The 20,172-nt window shown below is 40.0% G+C and carries 22 protein-coding genes; 1 reads left to right on the forward strand and 21 read right to left on the reverse strand.

The features are described from left to right. Window positions 1–6: 6 nt before the first annotated feature. The 18 genes from rssA to NLF92_RS00775 all read right to left on the reverse strand — a co-directional run bounded on the left by rssA (window position 7) and on the right by NLF92_RS00775 (window position 17,409). Entirely contained in the window at window positions 7–909 is a 903-nt protein-coding gene (rssA, locus tag NLF92_RS00690; protein WP_254097827.1) for a patatin-like phospholipase RssA, read from the reverse strand. Next, window positions 906–1,811, reverse strand: coding sequence for a tRNA 2-thiocytidine(32) synthetase TtcA (ttcA, locus tag NLF92_RS00695; protein WP_254097829.1), 906 nt, complete (start codon window positions 1,809–1,811; stop codon window positions 906–908). The genes rssA and ttcA overlap by 4 nt, the downstream gene beginning before the upstream one ends. Window positions 1,812–1,852: 41 nt before the next feature. Next, window positions 1,853–2,776: a universal stress protein UspE gene (uspE, locus tag NLF92_RS00700; RefSeq protein WP_254097831.1), complete on the reverse strand. Its 924-nt coding sequence runs from the start codon at window positions 2,774–2,776 to the stop codon at window positions 1,853–1,855. Window positions 2,777–2,902: 126 nt separating this feature from the next. After that, entirely contained in the window at window positions 2,903–3,628 is a 726-nt protein-coding gene (gene fnr / locus NLF92_RS00705) for a fumarate/nitrate reduction transcriptional regulator Fnr (RefSeq protein ID WP_254097833.1), read from the reverse strand. A gap of 26 nt (window positions 3,629–3,654) precedes the next feature. Continuing rightward, window positions 3,655–4,311, reverse strand: coding sequence for a sulfite exporter TauE/SafE family protein (locus NLF92_RS00710; protein WP_254097835.1), 657 nt, complete (start codon window positions 4,309–4,311; stop codon window positions 3,655–3,657). Next, window positions 4,304–4,537 (reverse strand): cbb3-type cytochrome oxidase assembly protein CcoS, encoded by a 234-nt coding sequence (gene ccoS / locus NLF92_RS00715; RefSeq protein ID WP_254097837.1) that lies wholly within the window; start codon window positions 4,535–4,537, stop codon window positions 4,304–4,306. The genes NLF92_RS00710 and ccoS overlap by 8 nt, the downstream gene beginning before the upstream one ends. 93 nt (window positions 4,538–4,630) lie before the next feature. Beyond that, window positions 4,631–7,069: a heavy metal translocating P-type ATPase gene (locus NLF92_RS00720; protein WP_254097839.1), complete on the reverse strand. Its 2,439-nt coding sequence runs from the start codon at window positions 7,067–7,069 to the stop codon at window positions 4,631–4,633. Window positions 7,070–7,076: 7 nt separating this feature from the next. Continuing rightward, window positions 7,077–7,580: a FixH family protein gene (locus tag NLF92_RS00725; protein ID WP_254097841.1), complete on the reverse strand. Its 504-nt coding sequence runs from the start codon at window positions 7,578–7,580 to the stop codon at window positions 7,077–7,079. A 110-nt stretch (window positions 7,581–7,690) separates the two neighbouring features. Further along, window positions 7,691–8,653 carry a cytochrome-c oxidase, cbb3-type subunit III gene (gene ccoP / locus NLF92_RS00730; protein WP_254097843.1) on the reverse strand — a complete coding sequence of 321 codons (963 nt, stop codon included), beginning with the start codon at window positions 8,651–8,653 and terminating at the stop codon, window positions 7,691–7,693. 2 nt (window positions 8,654–8,655) lie between these two features. Next, window positions 8,656–8,829 (reverse strand): cbb3-type cytochrome oxidase subunit 3, encoded by a 174-nt coding sequence (locus NLF92_RS00735; protein WP_254097845.1) that lies wholly within the window; start codon window positions 8,827–8,829, stop codon window positions 8,656–8,658. Beyond that, window positions 8,829–9,434 (reverse strand): cytochrome-c oxidase, cbb3-type subunit II, encoded by a 606-nt coding sequence (gene ccoO, locus NLF92_RS00740; protein ID WP_254098309.1) that lies wholly within the window; start codon window positions 9,432–9,434, stop codon window positions 8,829–8,831. The genes NLF92_RS00735 and ccoO overlap by 1 nt, the downstream gene beginning before the upstream one ends. A 10-nt stretch (window positions 9,435–9,444) precedes the next feature. After that, entirely contained in the window at window positions 9,445–10,881 is a 1,437-nt protein-coding gene (gene ccoN / locus NLF92_RS00745) for a cytochrome-c oxidase, cbb3-type subunit I (RefSeq protein WP_254097847.1), read from the reverse strand. 515 nt (window positions 10,882–11,396) lie between these two features. Next, on the reverse strand, window positions 11,397–11,864 hold the full coding sequence (bfr, locus tag NLF92_RS00750; protein ID WP_254097849.1) for a bacterioferritin: 468 nt from the start codon (window positions 11,862–11,864) through the stop codon (window positions 11,397–11,399). A 9-nt stretch (window positions 11,865–11,873) separates the two neighbouring features. After that, the gene (gene bfr / locus NLF92_RS00755) at window positions 11,874–12,341 is read right to left on the reverse strand and encodes a bacterioferritin (protein WP_254097851.1); all 468 of its coding nucleotides are present in this window, start codon (window positions 12,339–12,341) and stop codon (window positions 11,874–11,876) included. A gap of 148 nt (window positions 12,342–12,489) precedes the next feature. Next, on the reverse strand, window positions 12,490–14,076 hold the full coding sequence (locus NLF92_RS00760; RefSeq protein ID WP_254097853.1) for a cation:proton antiporter family protein: 1,587 nt from the start codon (window positions 14,074–14,076) through the stop codon (window positions 12,490–12,492). A 67-nt stretch (window positions 14,077–14,143) separates the two neighbouring features. Further along, the gene (locus NLF92_RS00765; protein WP_254097855.1) at window positions 14,144–15,022 is read right to left on the reverse strand and encodes an alpha/beta fold hydrolase; all 879 of its coding nucleotides are present in this window, start codon (window positions 15,020–15,022) and stop codon (window positions 14,144–14,146) included. Between the two features lie 19 nt (window positions 15,023–15,041). After that, window positions 15,042–15,884: an SDR family NAD(P)-dependent oxidoreductase gene (locus tag NLF92_RS00770; RefSeq protein ID WP_254097857.1), complete on the reverse strand. Its 843-nt coding sequence runs from the start codon at window positions 15,882–15,884 to the stop codon at window positions 15,042–15,044. Between the two features lie 73 nt (window positions 15,885–15,957). Further along, window positions 15,958–17,409 carry a flavin-containing monooxygenase gene (locus tag NLF92_RS00775; protein WP_254097859.1) on the reverse strand — a complete coding sequence of 484 codons (1,452 nt, stop codon included), beginning with the start codon at window positions 17,407–17,409 and terminating at the stop codon, window positions 15,958–15,960. Between the two features lie 108 nt (window positions 17,410–17,517). On the opposite strand from NLF92_RS00775, the gene NLF92_RS00780 reads away from it, so the two are divergent. Further along, the gene (locus NLF92_RS00780) at window positions 17,518–17,712 is read left to right on the forward strand and encodes a hypothetical protein (RefSeq protein WP_254097861.1); all 195 of its coding nucleotides are present in this window, start codon (window positions 17,518–17,520) and stop codon (window positions 17,710–17,712) included. A gap of 6 nt (window positions 17,713–17,718) precedes the next feature. Here NLF92_RS00780 and NLF92_RS00785 read toward each other — a convergent pair whose 3' ends face one another. From NLF92_RS00785 to NLF92_RS00795, 3 genes are read right to left on the reverse strand one after another with little or no spacing between them, the layout of a single operon-like run. Next, a complete protein-coding gene (locus tag NLF92_RS00785) occupies window positions 17,719–18,504 on the reverse strand; it encodes an ABC transporter permease (RefSeq protein ID WP_254097863.1) in 786 nt (261 codons plus the stop codon). Further along, window positions 18,501–19,229, reverse strand: coding sequence for an ATP-binding cassette domain-containing protein (locus NLF92_RS00790; RefSeq protein ID WP_254097865.1), 729 nt, complete (start codon window positions 19,227–19,229; stop codon window positions 18,501–18,503). Before NLF92_RS00790 ends, NLF92_RS00785 begins: the two co-directional genes overlap by 4 nt. After that, window positions 19,226–20,167 carry a PQQ-dependent catabolism-associated beta-propeller protein gene (locus NLF92_RS00795; RefSeq protein WP_254098311.1) on the reverse strand — a complete coding sequence of 314 codons (942 nt, stop codon included), beginning with the start codon at window positions 20,165–20,167 and terminating at the stop codon, window positions 19,226–19,228. Before NLF92_RS00795 ends, NLF92_RS00790 begins: the two co-directional genes overlap by 4 nt. Window positions 20,168–20,172: the final 5 nt, after the last annotated feature.

The raw sequence follows: 20,172 nt of genomic DNA on the forward strand, positions 1-20,172 counted from the left end.
AGCGATTTATAATTTCTTTATATAATTAAATTGATAAAGAATTTGTTCACTTAGGCGGTTCACTGCCTCTCTTCCAGCCGTATACATTTCTTCAGCACGATGAAAGTCCAGGAGACTCACATCGCGTAAATGCGGTTCGATAAGAACATGCGGTGGTTCACCAGCAAGACGAGAACGGGTTACTCTAGCTTGCATAATATCCAAAGACGTACTCATTACAGTCATTATCCCGGGAGGAGTATTGCTCTCTTTATCTTCAGCCGAAAACCATGAACGAAACATAGATTGACTGCGGGCAAATATATCATCAGTTTTTTGTTGAACAGCTAAATGCTCTTTATTATGGTTGTCTAGCATCTCGGGTCTAAAATCAGCACTTAAGTTCACTGCAATAACAAAATCAGCCCCTAACTGCTTGCATATATTGACGGGAACTGGATTTACGACTGCGCCATCTACTAACCATCTGTCCTCAAAAGCCACCGGTGGAAAGAGAGCTGGAATAGCACAAGATGCACGGATGGACTGGTCAACATTCCCTTGATTAAATATTTTTTCACGTCCTGTAGACAAATCAGTCGCCGTTAAAGCAAATGGCTTCTTCATTTGTTCAAAAGTAGGGGCACAAAACTCTTTACTATGTTTGAGAAAAACTTTATCACCGCTGGCTAGGCCACCTTTATTTACACCCACACCTAATAATGATAGAACCTGCCATTCAGACAAGGAAAACGCCCATTCTTTTAGTTCCGGTAATTTACCACTGGCATAAGCTGAGCCGACAAATGCACCGATAGAACACCCAGAAATAACTGAAATTTCCAATCCCAGTTCTTCAAGGGCTTCAATAATGCCTATATGTGCCCATCCTCTCGCAGCACCAGCGCCTAACGCTAAGCCTATTTTCATTCATTACCCAATTGTATTGTTTGCACTTCTGTAGTGTGATCATCCGGATTCGAATGCATCGTCGGTGTGAACGGATCAAAAGCAATATCACCTTGTGAGTTTGGTTGACCTGTTACCTTTAAATCGGCAAAGTTATAAATTTCTGAATCAGCTAAATGTGAGGGGACGACATTTTGTAGAGCGGTTGCCATAGATTGGATCCTACCAGGGAAACGTTGTTCCCAGTCTTGGAGTAGCATCTTTATGTTTTGTCGCTGTAAGTTTTCTTGGGAACCACACAGATTACAGGGAATGATTGGATGTCCGACATTTTGTGCATATTTCGCAATATCCGCTTCGTGACAATAAGCCAGCGGTCGAATCACAATATGTTCACCATTATCACTGATTAATTTTGGAGGCATCGCTTTTAACTTACCGCCATAGAACATATTCAACATCAGTGTTTCGAGCATATCATCTCGATGGTGGCCCAACGCTATCTTGGTCGCGCCTAATTCTTTTGCAGTTTTGTATAGAATAGCCCGACGTAATCTGGAACAAAGGCCACAAGTCGTTTTACCTTCGGGGACTTTATCCGTCACAATGCTATAGGTATCTTCTTCCACAATTTTAAAATCAATACCCTTTTGCAACAGGTATTCAGGTAAGACATGTTCAGGGAAGCCTGGCTGCTTTTGATCCAAATTAACCGCTACGATACTAAAAGAAATCGGCGCCACTTTTTGTAAGTGTAACAACATGTCTAGGAGCGTATAAGAGTCTTTACCACCAGATAAGCACACCATAACCTTGTCGTTATGTTCGATCATATTGAAATCAACGACAGCCTTACCTGTTTCTTTTTGGAGTTTTTTTGTGAGTTTTTGTGCAGCTAACTGGTTTTTGTCAGTGTGATTCATAATATGGCTTATCTGATTTAACAAACCATATTATAAACAGATTACTGTAAGGGGGGAATAAATCCGTCAGGTTTAATCGTTAAAACATCACATTTGATATTATTTAAGACGATTTCTGCTGTATTACCCATAGTTTCGGTAGTTTTACCTATGCGACCCACCGAACCAATAACGAGCAACTGAGCATCCGTTGATTGGATTATTTTGGCAATAACCTCTTCTGGTAAACCTTCTTTCACATAGCGATTTGCAATTTTAATACGATGTCTTTCACCAAACATATTTAATGCTTGGTTGTGATGATTCTTGATTGCTTGGTCCAGATTAGTGTAAGAAAATGAAGGTGTCGACAAAGACATCGGTTTTGGCGATGGCGGATACGCATTCACTAAATGCACGTCAGAGTTGAATAATCGTGCAAAATCACCCGCACAACCTGTTAATTTCTCGTTGAGTTGAGAATGCACTCTATCTTCATCACCCGTGTTCACTGCAGTAACAATATTGGAATAAGACGTCTTGTTATGTGTACTTACCATCAGAACAGGAATAGGGGATTTACGAATCAAATTCCAATCTAAGGGAGTGAAGACAGGGCTTGTGACAACAGGATCGTGTTTGGTTGACTTAATTATAAGGTCTGCATTTTCTTCCAAGGCTGTCTGCACTACTGATTCATAGACTTTGTTGTGCCAATGTACAGCAGTTAAAGTACCTTCTGGTAGTGTGTATTGCTCAAGGAGTTCTTCCATCCAGCTGTATCGATCAGAGATATATTCTGCACGGAATTCTTCTCGTTCAGCACTGGAGAGCATGGCCGTTAAATCATAGCCTGCATGATAAACAGAAAGCATAATCATCAATTTTGCATTAGTTTTTAGCGCAAGATCAATCCCACGTTGGAGCGCAGGTTGTTGCGTTTGTTCGGGTTCGATAACCACGATGATTGACTCTATGTTTATCATAACTACTCCATAAAAATCCGTTTATAAAGCCTTGAATAGCTTCGTACATTTTTATTGTACTATAAAAATGACAATTTTATGGATTGTTTGTTCAAATTTAGACCAATGATTGATCTAAATCCAACTTTATATCAACGATTCTTCAAGGTTGTTTGCTTTTGCTACAATTTTGTTGGATTCAATAATCGTAATTAACTTGCCATCCACTTTGATGAGGTTTTCCTTTTGGAAACGGGTTAATAAGCGACTAATCGTTTCTACTGTCAGCCCTAAGTAGTTGCCAATTTCATTACGGGTCATAGAAAGGTTGAACTCTTTTTTTGAAAAACCTCTTTCCCCAAAACGTTGAGCTAGAAATGATAGAAAATGCAGAAGTTTTTGTTCTGCTGTGCGCTTGTTTAATAACATAATCATTTCTTGATCTTGTTGAATTTCTCCACTCATGTGGATCATGATTTGTTGTTTTACATTAGGGTAGAGAGCCGACATTTCCTCAAGGTTTTCATAAGGTAATTCACAAACCATACCCGTTTCTAACGCAGTTGTAGTGGAGCCATAGCGCTTTGAATATAAACCATCAAATCCGATTAAATCACCAGGAAGGTGAAAAGAAACAATTTGTTCTTGGCCGTCTTCGGTGTGAATTGCTGATTTGAATGAGCCAGAACGAACCGCAAATAAAGAGCGAAATTTATCCCCTTTATTTACCAAAATATCGTGTTTGTGTAATGGTGTTTTACGTTCGATAATATTATCTAGAGAGTCTAATTCATCCTGATTTAAACTTACTGGTAAGCATAAGTGACTGAAACTGCACGATTGACAGTGAATGGAAAGTTCCGTTTTTTTCATTGTTAGTTCATTCTATGTAAGAGTTATCACGTTAAGTATAGCAACACTATCCCATACGTAAATACGAAAAAACCAACTACTTTTTTGGTTAATGGGTGACGCAATAGATTTTTAAGAGTGTCGGTGGTTAAGCTAATAGCGATGAGACCCGGTAGTGTGCCTAGGCCAAAAAAACACATGGTTAAGGCACTGTGTATAGCTGAGCCTGCACTCATGCTCCAGGCTAGAGTGGAGTAAATCAAACCACAGGGTAACCAGCCCCACAACATTCCGTAAGGTATCGCCTTCAAGGGATTTGTGAGAGGAAGGAAGCGTTTTGAGAGTATTTTTAAAGGTGTAAAGAATGGCATGAAGAGTTTTTCAAAATGCCGTAAACCTTGCCAAATTTGACTGATATATAACCCCATCAACAACAACATCATTGCACCAAGATAGCGTAGATAAACGAGACTTTCTTGAATTTGCAATAACCATTTTTCTGATACAAAGCCCAGTATTAAGCCCATGAGCGAATAACTAAATATGCGACCAAAGTTGTACGACAATAGGAGTTGAGTTCGACCTACATTGGGTGTGGCACTAAATAGCAGGCTGCCTGCAATCCCTCCACACATACCTAAACAGTGTACGCTGCCACCTAAACCGATTAAGAATGCGGTAAGGTAAAAGCCATATTCAGTCACGCTTTGACTCGTTCTGTTGTGGGCTAGGGACTGACATTTTGTCTTTGGGAGTTGGACTATTGTCAATACTAGTGGTTTTGGGCGCTATATCATCATCAAATAAGATACTATGACCTTGTCTTTCTAGATCATCGAATTGATTGTTTTTGACAGCCCAAAAAAATATCACTACAGCAAGTGCTACGATCAAAATAGCTAAGGGAATTAATACGTAGATGATACTCATTACTGACTCTTATTGGTTGGATGATTAACAATATAACCTGTTTTCATTTGGGTTGATATTGAAGAATATTTGCATGATTAGTACTGTTTTTTGTCACTTAATATTATGTTGTGCTTTTAGGTTTGCGTAATCAGTACGCACACCAGTTTCACGTAATAAACGAGAGGAATTATACACGACAATAATCGAACTTAAAGACATCCCAAGTGCGGCCATCCAAGGTGTCATCATGCCCATTATAGCAAAGGGTAATACAGAAATGTTATAGCCAATAGCCCACCAGAAATTTTGTTTAATTGTACGTTTTGTTTGCTGTGCCAACTCCAACATTTTAGGTACCGGCTGGATAGACGCATTTAAGAAAATAATATCTGTTGCGTGCTTTGCTAAATCTGAAGCATTGCCTACAGCAACCGATATATTGGCTTGGGCAAGCACTGGGGCGTCATTGATCCCATCACCTAGCATCATGACTTTATGTCCTATGCGTTGATGCTTCGCGATAATAGCGAGTTTATCAGCAGGAGATGCTTGGGTATGGATTTCTTGTAAGGACAGGTCATTTACCAAGGCGTTAACATTTTTTTCAGTATCGCCACTGATCACGCCTAAGGTGTAATGCTCATTTAATTCTACAACAGTGCTAAACGAGTCACCTTTGAGCTGATCATCAAGCCAAAATGCGGCCAATAGTGTGGTTTCTGTACCCAATAACACATGGGCACCTAAATACTTATCAGGGATGATACATGGTAAGAATGCGGGTTTACCACAATAGTATTTGGTACCGTTAATCGTTCCAGATAAGCCCATTTGTGGATGGTTTTCTAGGTTTTCGACAGGATATAAATCCTCTTTTTTAAACGCATGTGCTATGGGGTGCTCTGAACCGTTTTCTAGACTACAGGCGATTTTATACGCTGCAGATTCAAATACATCTTTTGCACTATCATCCCCAATCCAAGCCTTTTTAATGGAAAATAAACCTTCTGTTAGGGTGCCGGTCTTGTCAAAAAATATATGTGTGAGTTCGGTCATTTCTTCTAAAACATCAGCCCTCTTTAACAGAACCCCTTGTTTTTGTAAATTCGCCATTGCGGATGTGAGAGCACTCGGTGTCGCTAAACCTAGCGCACAAGGGCACGTGGCAATGAGAATTGTAATCATAATCCAAAATGCATCAGGATTTCCCAAGGATTGCCAAATAAAAAAGGTGGATAAAGAAATGGTTAGTACCGCTAACACAAAATATTGGGAGAGTTTATCTGCCATCAATGCAATGGATGGTTTTTGTTGCATTGCTTGTGCTTGCAAGTTAAGAATTTGATTGACCAGTGCATCTTTGGGCGATTTAGTGACTTTAACCGTTATTGTTTGTGATTGGTTTATAGTGCCCCCATAAACGATATCGCCTATACCTTTATCAACAGGAAGAAATTCTCCGCTGAGCATCGACTCTTCGATTTGCGTATCTCCAGTAATAATGATCCCATCGATAGGGATAACTTCGCCTGGTTTTACTTGTACGATATCGTCAATCGTTAACTTTTTGGCCAGAATAAGCTTGGTTTTACCCGCTTGGTATAACGTTGCAGAGACGGGCATATATTGCATTGTATTCGATGCTATTTCTGTCGCTCGATAACGCGCTCTATGTTCTAAGAAACGACTGGTAAGCAGGAAAAAAACGAACATACAGATAGATTCAAAGAAGACTTCACCGGTGCCCAACACCGTGGCTTTGATTCCTGCAATATAGGTTCCTAGAATTGCCAGTGATACTGGCACGTCCATGTTTACTCCGCGTAACATGAGAGCCTTTAATGCGCCAAGATAGAAAATAGAACCTGAATAAAAAACAACAGGTGTTGTTAGCACTAAACTGATCCATTGAAAGTAAGAACGCATATCCTCGTCAATATTCCCCAACCAATCAAAATAAAATCCCATAGACAGCATCATTACCTGCATAGTCATGATACCCGCAAGGCCTAATTGTTTAATGAAACGTTTATGTGTTTTTTGGTAGGAGAGTTCTTCTTGTTCCGGTGAAAAGGGGTATGCTGAATATCCAATATGTTTAAGATCAGCCATAATAGTGGCTAATGTTGTGATGTTTGGGTCCCATTTTATGACGGCTCTAGCAGCACTGACATTGACTGCGTTTTGCAATATACCAGGTGCTTTCGCAAGGTGACGTTCGATTAGCCATCCACAAGCCGCGCAAGTTATACCTTCTAGCGTGAGCTGAACTTCTTGGAAAGCGTCAGTGCTGGTTACAAAATCCTCTTGTAATTCTGGCTCATCGTAGAGTGATAACTGTGCCAAAATATCTGCTTGTTCTTCGATTGATGGCGCTGTCAGAGACTTTTCTGTACGAAAACGGTAAAAATCAGTAAGTTGGTTATCGACGATAGACTGAGCTACGGCTGCACAACCAGGACAACACATCGGTTCTGGTTGCTCAAAAATAACCACTGAATATGGAGTATCTTTGGGGTTATCAAGGCCACAATGAAAACAAGTCGACAAAGTTCACCTATGGATTAAATGTAAACGCACTGCGTCTTGGTAGAGAGACTTTTTGTTGAATTTTCCAAACTTGGTCCAATGGCATCAATGTTACGCGCCATTTGCCATCAATATCTTGTTCAAAAGTGCCTCGATACGTTCCTGATGCATCTTTTGTTAACAAAATAGTAAAATCTTTGGTCTGTTGGGTCACATGGAAAAAAGCCAGTTCAAGTGCAGAGCCAGATTCGGGTTGGCCACTGAGAAATTTCAGTTCAACAGTACCATCGGTCACGAATAATTCAGACGTGATAGAAAGTCGTTTAGCTCGTTCAATTTTATCCAGACGCGCATTAATACCACGTCCTTCTTTGTAATAGTCATCAATAACTAAACTGTCTTCGGTCGTCACAGCAAAGCGCACAAAATTGGCGGTAAAAAACATTGAGGTCAATGGTACACAAATTAGAAACCATGGCCAAAAATGTTTGTACCAAGGTTTGGTATCTTCACGAGGAGAAGGATGGGGCATAATTAGGTTCCATAAAATGACGAATCATTATAACAGCTTATTGCGCTATAGTGATAAATACGACTCAAAAAAAAGCCCCGTACACACGAGGCTCTTGGAGCTATGTTCGCTTATTTATTAGATAAGCTATACACGTAAGCGGCGACAACATGTATCTTATCGCTGCCTAGCGTTTTATCAAAGGCTGGCATAACACCATTTCGACCATAAGTTAAGGTTTCTGTAACTGAACGTTTACTGCCACCATATAACCAAACAGTGTCCGTTAAGTTAGGAGCACCGATCATTTGGTTGCCTTTACCATCAGCGCCGTGACAAGCCGCACAAGCCATAAAGCGAGATTTACCTGCATCAGCCAAAACTGGGTCAACTTTGCGTCCTGATAGACTCAGTGTATATGCAACAACTTCTTCAATGCCTTGTTCACCGAATGCATCCAACCAAGCAGGCATCAATGCATTTCTACCTAAATGTAAAGTTTCTTTGATTTTCGCACCAGAACCGCCGTACAACCAATCATCATCTGTTAGGTTAGGGAAGCCACCATTTTGACCACGTGCATCAGAACCGTGACATTGGGCGCAGTTTTGTAAAAATAGACGCTGGCCAACTTTTACGGCATCTGCATGTTCAGGGTTAGTCGCTAAGTCTTCCACGGGAATTTGAGCATAAGCTTCAAAAATAGGGTCAAACTGTTCATTCGCAAATTTGATTTCACGATCATATTGAATCATTGAACCATTTTCTAACGAAGCTTTTAAGGAAGCTTCAGACTCAGCTAAAGAGGTCACAGTTTGGTTGGAACTCTGCCAACCTAATAGGCCTTTATAAGCACCTAAGCCTGGATATAAGGCTAAATAGATAAAGCCCCAGACGATGGTGATATAAAATAAAATAGTCCACCAGCGCGGCAGTTGGTTGTTAATTTCAATGATGCCATCAAATTCATGGCCCATTGATTCACCTTCTTTAACACCTGTTTTGTTGGCAAGTGCCCAGCGCAATAAGAAAAAACACCCAATAATTGACCCTAAGGTAATCACCGATATCCATATTGTCCAAAACGTAGTCATGTTTAAGACTCCTGATTTTTTTTGTTGGTTTGGTCTTTCTCTTCATCAGCAAAGACCAAGTTGGCTGCTTCATCAAAGCGTTCTTTATTACGACTAGTAAAAGCCCAATAAACAACGCCGATAAAAGCAACAAAGACGATTACAGTAAATATACTGCCGATAATTCCCTGGTCCATTACTGTAAATGAGTCCCAAGTGATTGTAGATAAGCAATTAGAGCTTCCATTTCAGTTTTACCTGCAACTTCTGCTTTAGCGTTAGCAATATCTTCATCTGTATAAGGCACACCAAAATCTTGGAATACAGCCAGTTTTTTAGCCGTTAATTCGCCGTCTAAAACATTTTCTGCTAACCAAGGGTAACCAGGCATGTTTGATTCTGGTACCACGTTTCGTGGATTAATCAAATGTACACGGTGCCACTCATCAGAGTAGCGACCGCCGACTCTAGCTAAATCTGGACCAGTACGCTTAGAACCCCACAAGAACGGGTGTTCCCAAACAGACTCTCCAGCAACAGAGTAGTGACCGTAACGTTCAGTTTCTGCACGGAAAGGGCGAATCATTTGCGAGTGGCAACCAACACAACCTTCACGTATATAAATGTCACGACCTTCCATTTCTAACGCTGTATATGGGCGTAAGTTCTTGACTGGCTCCATCGTCTGCTGTTGGAACATCAATGGAGTAATCTGCGCCATCGCTCCTAAAGCAATCGCGAAAAGAACCAGGATTGTTAATAAACCAACATTCTTTTCAATTAACTCATGTGGATTTTTCATCATGTGCTCCTTATGCTGTTGCTGCGACTGACGATGTTTTCACATCTGCAGTTTTAGGTGCACGAATTGTTTTATAACAATTGAACGCCATGATTAACATACCTGCGACAACAAAGGCACCACCGATAGCTCGTAATACATAAAACGGTTTAGATGCTTCCAATGATTCAACAAAGCTGTAGGTGAGGGTACCGTCTGCATTTACCGCACGCCACATTAAGCCTTGTAATACACCAGACATCCACATCGCTACGATATACAAAACAACACCAATCGTCGCTAACCAGAAATGTACATTCACTAATGAAGTACTATACATTTTTGGTTGACCAAATAAGATAGGAACCAAGTGATACACAGAACCAATAGATACCATAGCAACCCAACCTAAGGCTCCAGAGTGAACGTGCCCAATTGTCCAGTCAGTATAATGAGATAATGCATTCACCGTTTTGATTGCCATCATCGGCCCTTCGAACGTAGACATACCATAAAATGATAAAGATACGATTAAGAAGCGTAATACTGGATCCGTACGGAGTTTATGCCAAGCACCTGATAGCGTCATGATACCGTTGATCATTCCGCCCCAAGAAGGTACGAATAAAATGATCGACATCACCATACCTAAAGACTGAGTCCAATCAGGGAGTGCCGTATAATGCAAGTGGTGAGGACCCGCCCAAATATATAACGAAATTAATGCCCAGAAGTGGATGATAGATAAACGATAAGAATAAACCGGACGACCAGCTTGTTTTGGTACAAAATAATACATCATGCCCAAGAAGCCCGCAGTCAAGAAGAAGCCAACAGCGTTGTGTCCATACCACCATTGCATCATTGCATCAACCGCACCGGCGTATAATGAATATGATTTTGTAAATGAAACGGGAATCGCCATTGAGTTACCAATGTGCAGCACCGCGACTGTTAGCATAAAGGCACCGAAGAACCAGTTTGCAACATATATATGCGATGTTTTACGAATAATCATCGTACCAAAGAAATTGATAATATAAGCGACCCATACCAGAGTAATCAAAATATCAATTGGCCACTCAAGTTCTGCATATTCCTTTGAAGACGTCATACCTAATGGTAGGGTAATTGCCGCAAGAACAATAACGGCCTGCCAGCCCCAAAAAGTAAACGCAGCCAGTTTGTCTGAAAATAGACGGACTTGACTGGTACGTTGCACTACATAATACGATGTTGCAAATAAAGCACATCCACCAAACGCAAAAATGACCGAGTTGGTGTGTAGAGGACGTAAACGTGAATAGGTAAGGTATGGAATGTCAAAGTTTAACGCCGGTGCAAATAATTGGGTCGCAATTAAAAGACCAATAGACATACCTACGATACCCCAAATAACGGTCATAACCGTAAATTGCCTAACTACTTTGTAGTTGTAGTCAGGTTGAACCTGAGTAGCTTCGCTCATTGGGTCGTTCTTCCATTAGTAAGTTAAATTTCTTGCTGAGATAATTCTCGCGTTAATCGATTCTTTTGAGGCTCGATAAAAGGGCATTATATTTATCGAACGCAGAACGTTTAACGTGAGAATGATAAAGGTTTTGAGGGGAAAATGGTAGGTTAAAACATGAAGTCTTGATCAAGGTCAATATTGTTAACATTAAATTAACTTTTGGGTAAGATTATGCTAACAATAAATGTGATTTTTAAAGCGTTAAGTCCTTAATTTCAATTAACTTTACTCTTGTATTTATAAAAATAAATGATTTTTTGATGAAAAATACGACCAAAGGCGTATTTATTACAGAGTTGTTACTTAAAAAAGTCCTTTAGCATGAAAAAAATAATACTTTGGTCGTGAAATCTCTTGGACTATTACTAAATATAAACAATGTGTAAAATGAAGCTTACTCTAAGGGCAAAATATTTGCCCTTAAAGTATAGATTTGTCGGTTTTCACAGGACGATTTCGAAAGTAAAAATTTACAGTTGCGCTTGCAGATAATTTTCTAAACCAAGATGCTTTATTTGTTTGAGTTGTTGTTCTAACCAGTGTGCATGATCCATTTCAGTATCGTCCAACAATGTCAACAGCATATCTCTTGTGACAAAATCTTTTTCCACTTCACACAGTGCTATGGTCTCTCTTAGCGCATCGGCAACCGCATACTCAACGCGTAAGTCACTTTCTAACATACTCGGTACATCGCTACCTATTTGGAAACCTGTACGGGTTTGCATATCAGGAGCACCTTCAAGAAACAACATACGCTGAATCAATACGGTGGCATGGCCTTTCTCATCATCAAATTCGTGAGCAATACGCTCATATAATTTAGTGTAGCCCCAATCCTCATACATTTGGGCATGCAAAAAATACTGATCCATCGCGGCGAGCTCAAAGCTGAGAAGGTGATTTAAAGCGTCGATAATTTTTGTGTTATGTAACATGGTTTTTCCTTAATCTAACTGCGCTTGTAAGTACTTTGGTAGCGATAGTGACTGAATCAGCCCAAGCTGGGTGTCTAGCCAATCAAAATAGTCTTGTTCTTGTTCCAAAAATTTAACTAATAACGTTCTGGAAACAAAATCCTGTTCAGCCTCACATAATGTGATTGCATCATTGAGTAAAGTCACATAGTTATTCTGAAATTGATGGTCACAACTGAGGGTTTCTTCAGGTGTTTCGCCAATCATGAGTTTGCCTAACGCTTGTAAATTAGGTAACCCTTCTAGAAACAGGATCCTTTCAATCAGATCGTCAGCTTGTTTCATATCAAGAATAGATTTCTTGTAAGCCGCTGTGTTTAATTTCGCATAACCCCAATTCTTGTTCATTCTCGCGTGGAGAAAGTATTGATTGATGGAAGTCAATTCAGCGGTCAACACTTTATTAAGTGTTGCTAGTACAGCAGGAGAGTGTTTCATAAAATATCCTTTTTAGGCAATATCTAAAGTATAGCAATGACATTCTGTCTTGGCAAAATAAATATATTTATCAATGAGTTAAAATGATAAGTGTTTGCATTTGCAACTGTATTTTTAGATTGTTTTGCATATTTTCCAATACGTATTTTTATGAAGAACTCTGCTCTTCTTGCAGACCTGCCCATTGAATACTTTCTTCTGCAAACCCTAAACCGGCCTCGGTGAAGAAATTAAAGACACGATCCACGCCTTGGTCAACTAGCGGAGCAACTTCATCCTCATATCTTGCGATGGCCGCTAGCTTTCCAGTATAACCAGATTGCTTCAACTGACACGTGATATTAATGGTATCTTCTACAGAGGGTAGTGCAATTAAGACAAGCTGTAGTTGCGATACATCTAAATTTTCCCACAAATCAATATCTTCTCCATCACCAATAATAACATTTTTCCCTATAGCAGCTAAATCCTTGACCTTTTGTGGATCGGCATCCATCCCCCAGACTTGTTCACCCATTTGTTGATGTAAAGCATAAAATGCACCTTTACCAACACGGCCCATACCAATCACTAAAATTCTGCCACATGCTAGGTTTGGATAAACGTCTTGAGGTAAAGGCGTTGGGTTCTCATAAACTTTTAATTTATCTTTATGCTGAGTAAATGTGGAGTGTGCCTGACGGTATAATACAGACGTAAAGATAAAAGACAGCGCAGTAGCTAATGCTAAAATAACGAGCCATTGCGCATCCAATAAGTTTGCAGAAACAGCAACTGCCCCCACAATTAGGCCAAATTCCGAGTAATTTGCTAACAGTAAAGCACTCAAAAAGGCGGTTCTAGCGCGTAACTGTAATTTTGTAAAGAGCCAGAAAAAGAGACCAAATTTCCCTAGCAGAAGTACACAAAGAGCGACTGCGATAGCGACCATTGACAAAGTTGGCATTGCGGTCAAACCGATGGTTAAAAAGAAGCCAATTAAAAATAGATCTTTAAATCCTAGTAAAGCTTTAGAAAGCTCATTCGCTTTAGGGTGTGAGGCGAGTAATACACCAGCGATGAGTGCACCCAAGTCGCCTTTCACAGCAAACAAACTAAATAAATGATAAGCACCAAAAGCAAAAATGAATCCCGTCAGGGGTAACATTTCACCATGTCCTGATTTCATTAATAAACGGTGTAGGAAAGGTTGCGCAGGGATCAGCAAGAGTAAACAAAGGGCGTAAATACTCGGGACTACACCCGTGGCGAAAACTAAAAACACCACAGCCACGATATCTTGCATCACAAGAATTCCGATAGCGAGTTTGCCATGTCTGGATTTTATTTCTCCTGACTCTTCCAGAATTTTTACGACACAAACGGTGGAACTAAAACTAAACGCAAAAGCCACTAAAGCCGCCGTGCTCATACTGATAGAAAAGAATTCAAAAGCAAAGACTGCACCCATTGCGGCAAGTAAAAAGGTGCCCAAGGCAATCCACAACCCCATATGAGCAAGGCTGCCTAACCATACTGATTTGGTAGTAAGATCTTTGATATGTAATTTTAAGCCGATCGTAAATAACATGATGGTAATGCCTAAATCGGCAATCATCTGTAAGGAATCATTATTTTCATAACCCAAGGCGTTGAGTACGAAACCCGCTGCCAAAAAGCCGATTAAAGGAGGGAGGTGAGCAAATTTAGCAATTAAGCCAAAACCGAATGCTACGAGTAAAAAAATAATATCCATATTGTGGCGCTAGCCTCTGGTAAAAAATGTTGTGTTGATAAAACAGTATGATGAAACGCTATTATGCTCAAGCTTCTAAAAATCTCAACATTTCCTGAGCACACTGTTTTGGAGCTTCCATCATTGGCATGTGACCTAAATCATCCCAGATTACAGTAATGCCATTGGTTTCAGATTGCCACACTTGTGCAGCACTAATATGAATTAATTGGTCCTTGGCGCCCCAAAGTAACAATACCGGACAAGATATTTGATGCAGCCTACCATTAAGCATATCTTCTGGAGCAAAAAAATCATGAAATATTTCGGTAAAGTCCATTTTCCGGTCGACATATTTGTAAGCAATGGCAGTTTTGATTAATTGTGGTAAGAAGGGTGGTTTTGCCATAGTGAGTTCATAAAAGCGTGGGAAGGCCTCAATATCATCCATTAAAAATGGATTGTCCCCAGCCTCTGCCAGTTTTTGTGATGTACTTTTTTCTGGAGAAACAATGCCTGCAGGATCTACACAGATGATTTTGTGGACTTCATTTGGATATGTTAACGCGTACTGAGCAGCTAAAAAGCCTCCCATCGAATTTCCTCCAATACAAGGTTTAGAGGAGAGTTGTAAGCTCTTGATGAAGTAGTTTAGACGTTCTGCTTGTTTGGGGATCCCATAACCTCGATCAGGAATAAAGTCCGTTCCTCCATGCCCAGCAATATCAGGAATAATAACGCGATATACTTTAGTGAGATATCTGGCGCAGCGTAACCAAACCATTTTATCAGCAGTAAAACCATGGATTAAAATCAACACAGGTTTATCCTGAGCGCCACTATCCCAGTATTCATAGGAGAATTCACCCACTCTTTGGTGTTTTGTCGAGAATCCATAGAGACGACTTTCAAGGGCTGTTGCCCACGTTAATAAATGCTGCCCAATAGGTTTGTGTCGTCTATTCATGCTGATTCTCTCGTTTAGTCTAAAGCTTGAAACCTTTGTGATCTTTCGCATAGTCATCTGGATGAGCGAGCTTTTTCATCCCTTTACCAATCATTTTCTGCAAAGCTGATAAGCTGAGTAATTTACTACTCCAATAGGTTTTACGCGCATGATTACCATAAACAATTCGAGGATTATTTGCTGCCACTTCTTGTAAAACATAATTCACCATTTCGTCACTAGGAGTGGTCAGAAATTTTTCTTTAAATTTTGCTGTGCGCTCCGAGCGAGCGATGTCAGTTGCCACACCGCCTGGGTGAACTAAATGCACCTGAATGTGTGGATGAACCTGTGCTAATTCAACCATTAATGCTTCTGTGTAACCTCGTACAGCAAATTTACTCGCACAATAGTCTGAGGCATTGGGAGTACCAATAAACCCAAAAATACTCGAAACATTAATTAACGCAGAAGCAGGAGAGGCGGCTAATAGAGGTAAAAAGGTCTTGGTACCTTGGACTACACCATAAAAATTAACATCCATGGTGCGTTTTATGGTTTTCATGTCTGAAGCCCAAACAGGAACTGCTGCACCTTCTATTCCTGCATTATTAATCAAGATATCACAACCATCATAGGTGTTTTTACACAGTTTAGCCAAAGCTTGCCATTGTGATATTTTGCTCACGTCATGTACCATAGTTAAAGGCAATGTCCCATTGTACTTGGCTACCAGCTCCGCGGTTACGCATAACTCATCTTCATCAATATCCGTGAGTAAAACGCGAGCGCCTCTTTGCGCGAGCAAGACGGCATAACTGCGCCCCATTCCTGACGCTGCACCAGTGATAACGACTGTTTTGTTGGTATAAAAATGACTCATGTTGACCTCTTTTTTCTTCTTATATTTGTTTTGTACACCATCGTTTTACTAAACTACACCGGCTTTTTTCAGGCTATACCAATGTGTGGTCACCAAGTTTAAACTTTTTACATAATTTTCGAAAAGTGAAACTAAAACCTGGAAACATTGCAATGACTTTACCAGATGCGCTTTTGTACCAGCTGTTACAACCGCCTTTGTGCCAAACGGTATTCTCCATCTCTGAATGCACAAAATTTGTGTAAGACGCTTCTGCTTCAACTGTCGGTGCAATACTTTGGCATTTTTGGTCCCGTACAGCCTTGATAGCTTGCATGATATATTCAACTTGCGATTCGATAACGACAATCGCTGACGTATGACCAATCCCAGTATTTGGTCCTGTCATAATAAAAAAATTAGGACAAAAAGGGACCGAAGTCCCAAGATAAGCTCTGGGATAATCGTGCCAAAAATCGCTTAATGTTTGTTGGTCAATACCTGTTACGGGGTATGATATCAATCCGTCTGTTGCATCAAAACCCGTCGCATACACAATGACATCCAGGTCTATTGATTCTCCTTGCGAGGTAGTCACACCGTTGGCAGTTATTTCTCCAATGCCATCGGTTTTGTCATGGAAGGAGACGTTGGCTTTTGTCAATGCAGGATACAAGGTGTCAGACATGATAATTCGCTTGCAACCAATCGTATAATCAGGGGTTAAAGCAGCGCGTAATTTAGGATCAGAAACCTGTTTTTTTAACAACCGTTGTGCCGGCCACTCTCCCACAAAGCGCAATATACCTGGGAAGTATTTGAACGCGATAACACGAGTTTCTAAAGCCCAATAAATCGCTGCTCTTAACGGAAAATAAAACCATTTTTTATTTAACAGCCGTTGGACCCATTTGGGGAACTTCATATCAGGTCGTGAGATTACCCAATGCGGTGTTCGTTGAAACACATGAAGATGTTTTACTTGGTCAACAATAGCAGGAATCACTTGTGTCGCTGAAGCACCACTGCCTATGATTGCGACTTTCTTGTTGTGCAAAGAAAAATCAGCCGGCCAATCATTGGTATGAAAATGTGTACCTCTAAAACGTTCTTTGCCAATAAAATTAGGTATAACAGGTGTGGATAAGGGACCTGTAGCATTAATTAAAAATTGAGCTTTAAGACTGGGCTGATCAGCAATATCGACTTGCCAAGATTGGGCTTCTTCATCCCAGACACTGCGTATGACATTATGATTTAATTTTATATAAGCCCATAGATTAAAACGGTCAAACATATCATCGGTATATTTTGCTAACTCAGCTTGTTTAGCAAACATCCGAGTCCATGGGTAGGGCGTGGCCGATAATGAGTACAAAGGAGATTGGACGTCAACCGCTGCCCCCGGGTAACGATTTTGTTTCCAAGTGCCTCCGGCAAAAGAGCGACGTTCAAGCATTACAAAATCGGTAATGTTTTGTTTGATCAGCGCTAGAGCAATCGCTTGGGCACCAAAACCTGTGCCTATGATTATGATTTGATGCACTACAACAGTCCTTAATGACTTATTATTATTTTTTTGACTAATTATTATACAAAAGTATAAAGCTCTACTATATTGTAATAATAGTGAGGTTTTTACAAGGAACTAAAAATGAAACGTCTAATTCAACAATATCAGTCTATTAAAACGTTGTCTGCTGAAAAAAGTTTACTTAATGAATTGGTGAATAGTTTAAATATAGCAGATGGTAGAGCTGATGCTTGTGAGAAAGAACTCGAAACCATTGCCTTGTTGGATATCCAACAGAAATTACATTCTCCGGAAAAGGCTAAATGTTTGTCATGATGGCAATCACTTTTTTGCTTTGAAGGTATTTATGGCGAAAAAAGCACACAACAAAGTAACACCTGAAACCAGTGCAATAAGTTCGACGTTATACTGTTCATACAAAGAAAAGCGCAGCATCTCAACAGCGAAGGTAAATGGGTTGTATTTGCATAACCAATATAAATACAGACTAGACTCCTGAATTTTCCAGAGTGGATACAATGCACTTGATAGAAAGAACATAGGGAAAATAACAAAGTTCATCACCCCAGCAAAGTTCTCTAATTGTTTGATATGATTTGCCAAAATCAAGCCCAAACTGCCTAGGAAAAAGGCGGTTAAAAATATTGTTGGAATAGAATAAAGTAAACCTAATAAAGGAATGTTTACATCCAATCCCCATGCGAGTAATACAAAAATTACTACTTGTAATAAGGATAAAATGGCGCCACCACATAATTTGGCAAAAAGAAGAAAAGCCTTTGGAGCAGGGCTCATCAGTAGTACCTTCATACTCCCCATTTCTCGGTCATACACCATAGATAAGGAACTCTGCATCGCATTGAACAATACAATCATTCCACACAAACCAGGTACGATATATTCTTGATAGAGGATATATGTCTCGTATGGCGGTGTAATAGAAAGCCCCAATGCACTTCTAAAGCCTGCAGCAAACACAATCAACCAAAGTAATGGACGTACTAGGGCACTAAAAAGACGAGATTTTTGCTGAAAAAACCGTAATAATTCTCTGACGACAATGGCTTGAAAAGTATACCAAAGTGATGCGGCTGGTAATGAATTCATATGGCTTGGACTACTTTCTTGGTGAGGGATTGATAAAGATCTAATACCGATTGTTTTTGCATGGATTGGAGTGCCACTTGACAGCGTTCGGATAACAATACTTGGCCATCACATAACACAACTAACGCATCATCTGCTTGTACTTCATCTAATAAGTGAGTCGTCCATAAAATGGTCACACCGGTATCTGCAAGTTGCCTTACATATGCAATAATAGCTTCTCTACTTGGTACATCTAAACCTACAGTAGGCTCATCTAAAAACAAATAATGAGGTTGATGCAGGACTGCTCTGGCTAATTCAACTCTGCGTCTATGTCCCTGGTTTAATTGACGTACTTTTTCATTCAGGTGTGGCATTAGAGATAAAGCGGATAAAATAGGTTGTAGCTGTTCTAAGGCGGTATGTTTTCCAATCCCATGCAATGCCGCAAAATATGTTAAATTTTGTTGAACCGTCAAATCAAGGTCAAGTGTCGTATTTTGAAAAACGACACCCACTTTTTTGAATAATTCTCTGCTAGGTGGGTGCAAGGAGCTTCCACCAAAACAGATACTCCCATTTTGTATGGAAAACTGAGCGGTTAATAAAGAAAAAAGTGTAGATTTACCCGCACCATTTGGACCGAGTAAAACGTTGAACCCTTGGCATAGCTCTAGATTAACATTATGTAAAGCTTGTTTTTTCCCGTATTTATAGGATATATCAGAAATTTTTATGCTCATAGTTGTTTAACAGCCACTCCCCAAGGGTAACGACCAACTTTAACCGATTTTTCTACTTTAGCTGTTTGTGTATCGATAATTGAAACATCAGAACTAACACCATTAGTGGTTAGTAGTAATGACTCGTCAGCATTTAAAGCAAGCTGCCACACTCGACGCCCAACCAATATATATTTTTCAATCACCATGTTTGCTGTATTAATAACGGCAACATGGTTGGACGGCCCTAAAGCGACGAATGCTTTGTTTGCTTTTTGCATTAAAACAATGCCTACAGGTTGGATCCGGTCTTTGTGCATACCACGAATAGTAAAAGTGAATATATGTTTAACCGTTTGGGTGGCAACATCAAATACAGTTAGTTCTCCACCAATTTCAGATGTCACCCAAAGCTCTTTACCATCTTTAGTAAACATCGCAGCTCGAGGTCTGGCACCGACCAAAGAATTGGCATAGTTTTGATTGGTGCTAGTGTTGATCCAATGCACCATGTTAGTTGTTTCTGAAGTCACTACCAATATTTTTCCATCGGGACTCACGGCTAATCCTTCTGGTTCCACGCCTACATCAATTTGTGTCGTGACGGTTTGTGAAGCAATATCAATGACAGTTAATAATGCATCATCTTCATTTGCGGTATATATGGTTTGGCCATTGGGATGTAATGCAATTGTTTCTGGATCCTCACCTGATGGTAACTCACCAATTATCATATCGCTTGCGACATCAAATATTTGGATCCGATCTGAATCACTGGCACAAATATACGCCAAAGTTTGGTCATGATTAAAGATAAACCCTCGGGGTCTCTCACCCACTGGGACTTCTTTGATGACAGTATAATCATCGAGATCTATCACTGATAAACTGTTACTTTTTTCATTCGTTACATAGGCTAATTCTTTGGCTTGTAATGATGCCGTTGAGCATATCAACATACTTG

This window comes from Opacimonas viscosa (genome assembly GCF_024199005.1).
Classification (GTDB): Bacteria; Pseudomonadota; Gammaproteobacteria; order Enterobacterales; family Alteromonadaceae; genus Opacimonas; species Opacimonas viscosa.

Excerpts from the sequence above, each read along its gene's own strand:
- NLF92_RS00790 (WP_254097865.1), bottom strand. The coding sequence starts at position 19,229 with ATGAGCATAAAAATTTCTGATATATCCTATAAATACGGGAAAAAACAA.
- NLF92_RS00735 (WP_254097845.1), bottom strand. The coding sequence starts at position 8,829 with ATGGACCAGGGAATTATCGGCAGTATATTTACTGTAATCGTCTTTGTT.
- NLF92_RS00765 (WP_254097855.1), bottom strand. The coding sequence starts at position 15,022 with ATGAATAGACGACACAAACCTATTGGGCAGCATTTATTAACGTGGGCA.
- ccoP (WP_254097843.1), bottom strand. The coding sequence starts at position 8,653 with ATGACTACGTTTTGGACAATATGGATATCGGTGATTACCTTAGGGTCA.
- ccoS (WP_254097837.1), bottom strand. The coding sequence starts at position 4,537 with ATGAGTATCATCTACGTATTAATTCCCTTAGCTATTTTGATCGTAGCA.
- NLF92_RS00725 (WP_254097841.1), bottom strand. The coding sequence starts at position 7,580 with ATGCCCCATCCTTCTCCTCGTGAAGATACCAAACCTTGGTACAAACAT.
- NLF92_RS00760 (WP_254097853.1), bottom strand. The coding sequence starts at position 14,076 with ATGGATATTATTTTTTTACTCGTAGCATTCGGTTTTGGCTTAATTGCT.
- rssA (WP_254097827.1), bottom strand. The coding sequence starts at position 909 with ATGAAAATAGGCTTAGCGTTAGGCGCTGGTGCTGCGAGAGGATGGGCA.
- NLF92_RS00780 (WP_254097861.1), top strand. The coding sequence starts at position 17,518 with ATGAAACGTCTAATTCAACAATATCAGTCTATTAAAACGTTGTCTGCT.
- bfr (WP_254097849.1), bottom strand. The coding sequence starts at position 11,864 with ATGTTACATAACACAAAAATTATCGACGCTTTAAATCACCTTCTCAGC.
- NLF92_RS00795 (WP_254098311.1), bottom strand. The coding sequence starts at position 20,167 with ATGTTGATATGCTCAACGGCATCATTACAAGCCAAAGAATTAGCCTAT.
- bfr (WP_254097851.1), bottom strand. The coding sequence starts at position 12,341 with ATGAAACACTCTCCTGCTGTACTAGCAACACTTAATAAAGTGTTGACC.
- uspE (WP_254097831.1), bottom strand. The coding sequence starts at position 2,776 with ATGATAAACATAGAGTCAATCATCGTGGTTATCGAACCCGAACAAACG.
- ccoN (WP_254097847.1), bottom strand. The coding sequence starts at position 10,881 with ATGAGCGAAGCTACTCAGGTTCAACCTGACTACAACTACAAAGTAGTT.
- NLF92_RS00785 (WP_254097863.1), bottom strand. The coding sequence starts at position 18,504 with ATGAATTCATTACCAGCCGCATCACTTTGGTATACTTTTCAAGCCATT.
- fnr (WP_254097833.1), bottom strand. The coding sequence starts at position 3,628 with ATGAAAAAAACGGAACTTTCCATTCACTGTCAATCGTGCAGTTTCAGT.
- ccoO (WP_254098309.1), bottom strand. The coding sequence starts at position 9,434 with ATGAAAAATCCACATGAGTTAATTGAAAAGAATGTTGGTTTATTAACA.
- ttcA (WP_254097829.1), bottom strand. The coding sequence starts at position 1,811 with ATGAATCACACTGACAAAAACCAGTTAGCTGCACAAAAACTCACAAAA.
- NLF92_RS00770 (WP_254097857.1), bottom strand. The coding sequence starts at position 15,884 with ATGAGTCATTTTTATACCAACAAAACAGTCGTTATCACTGGTGCAGCG.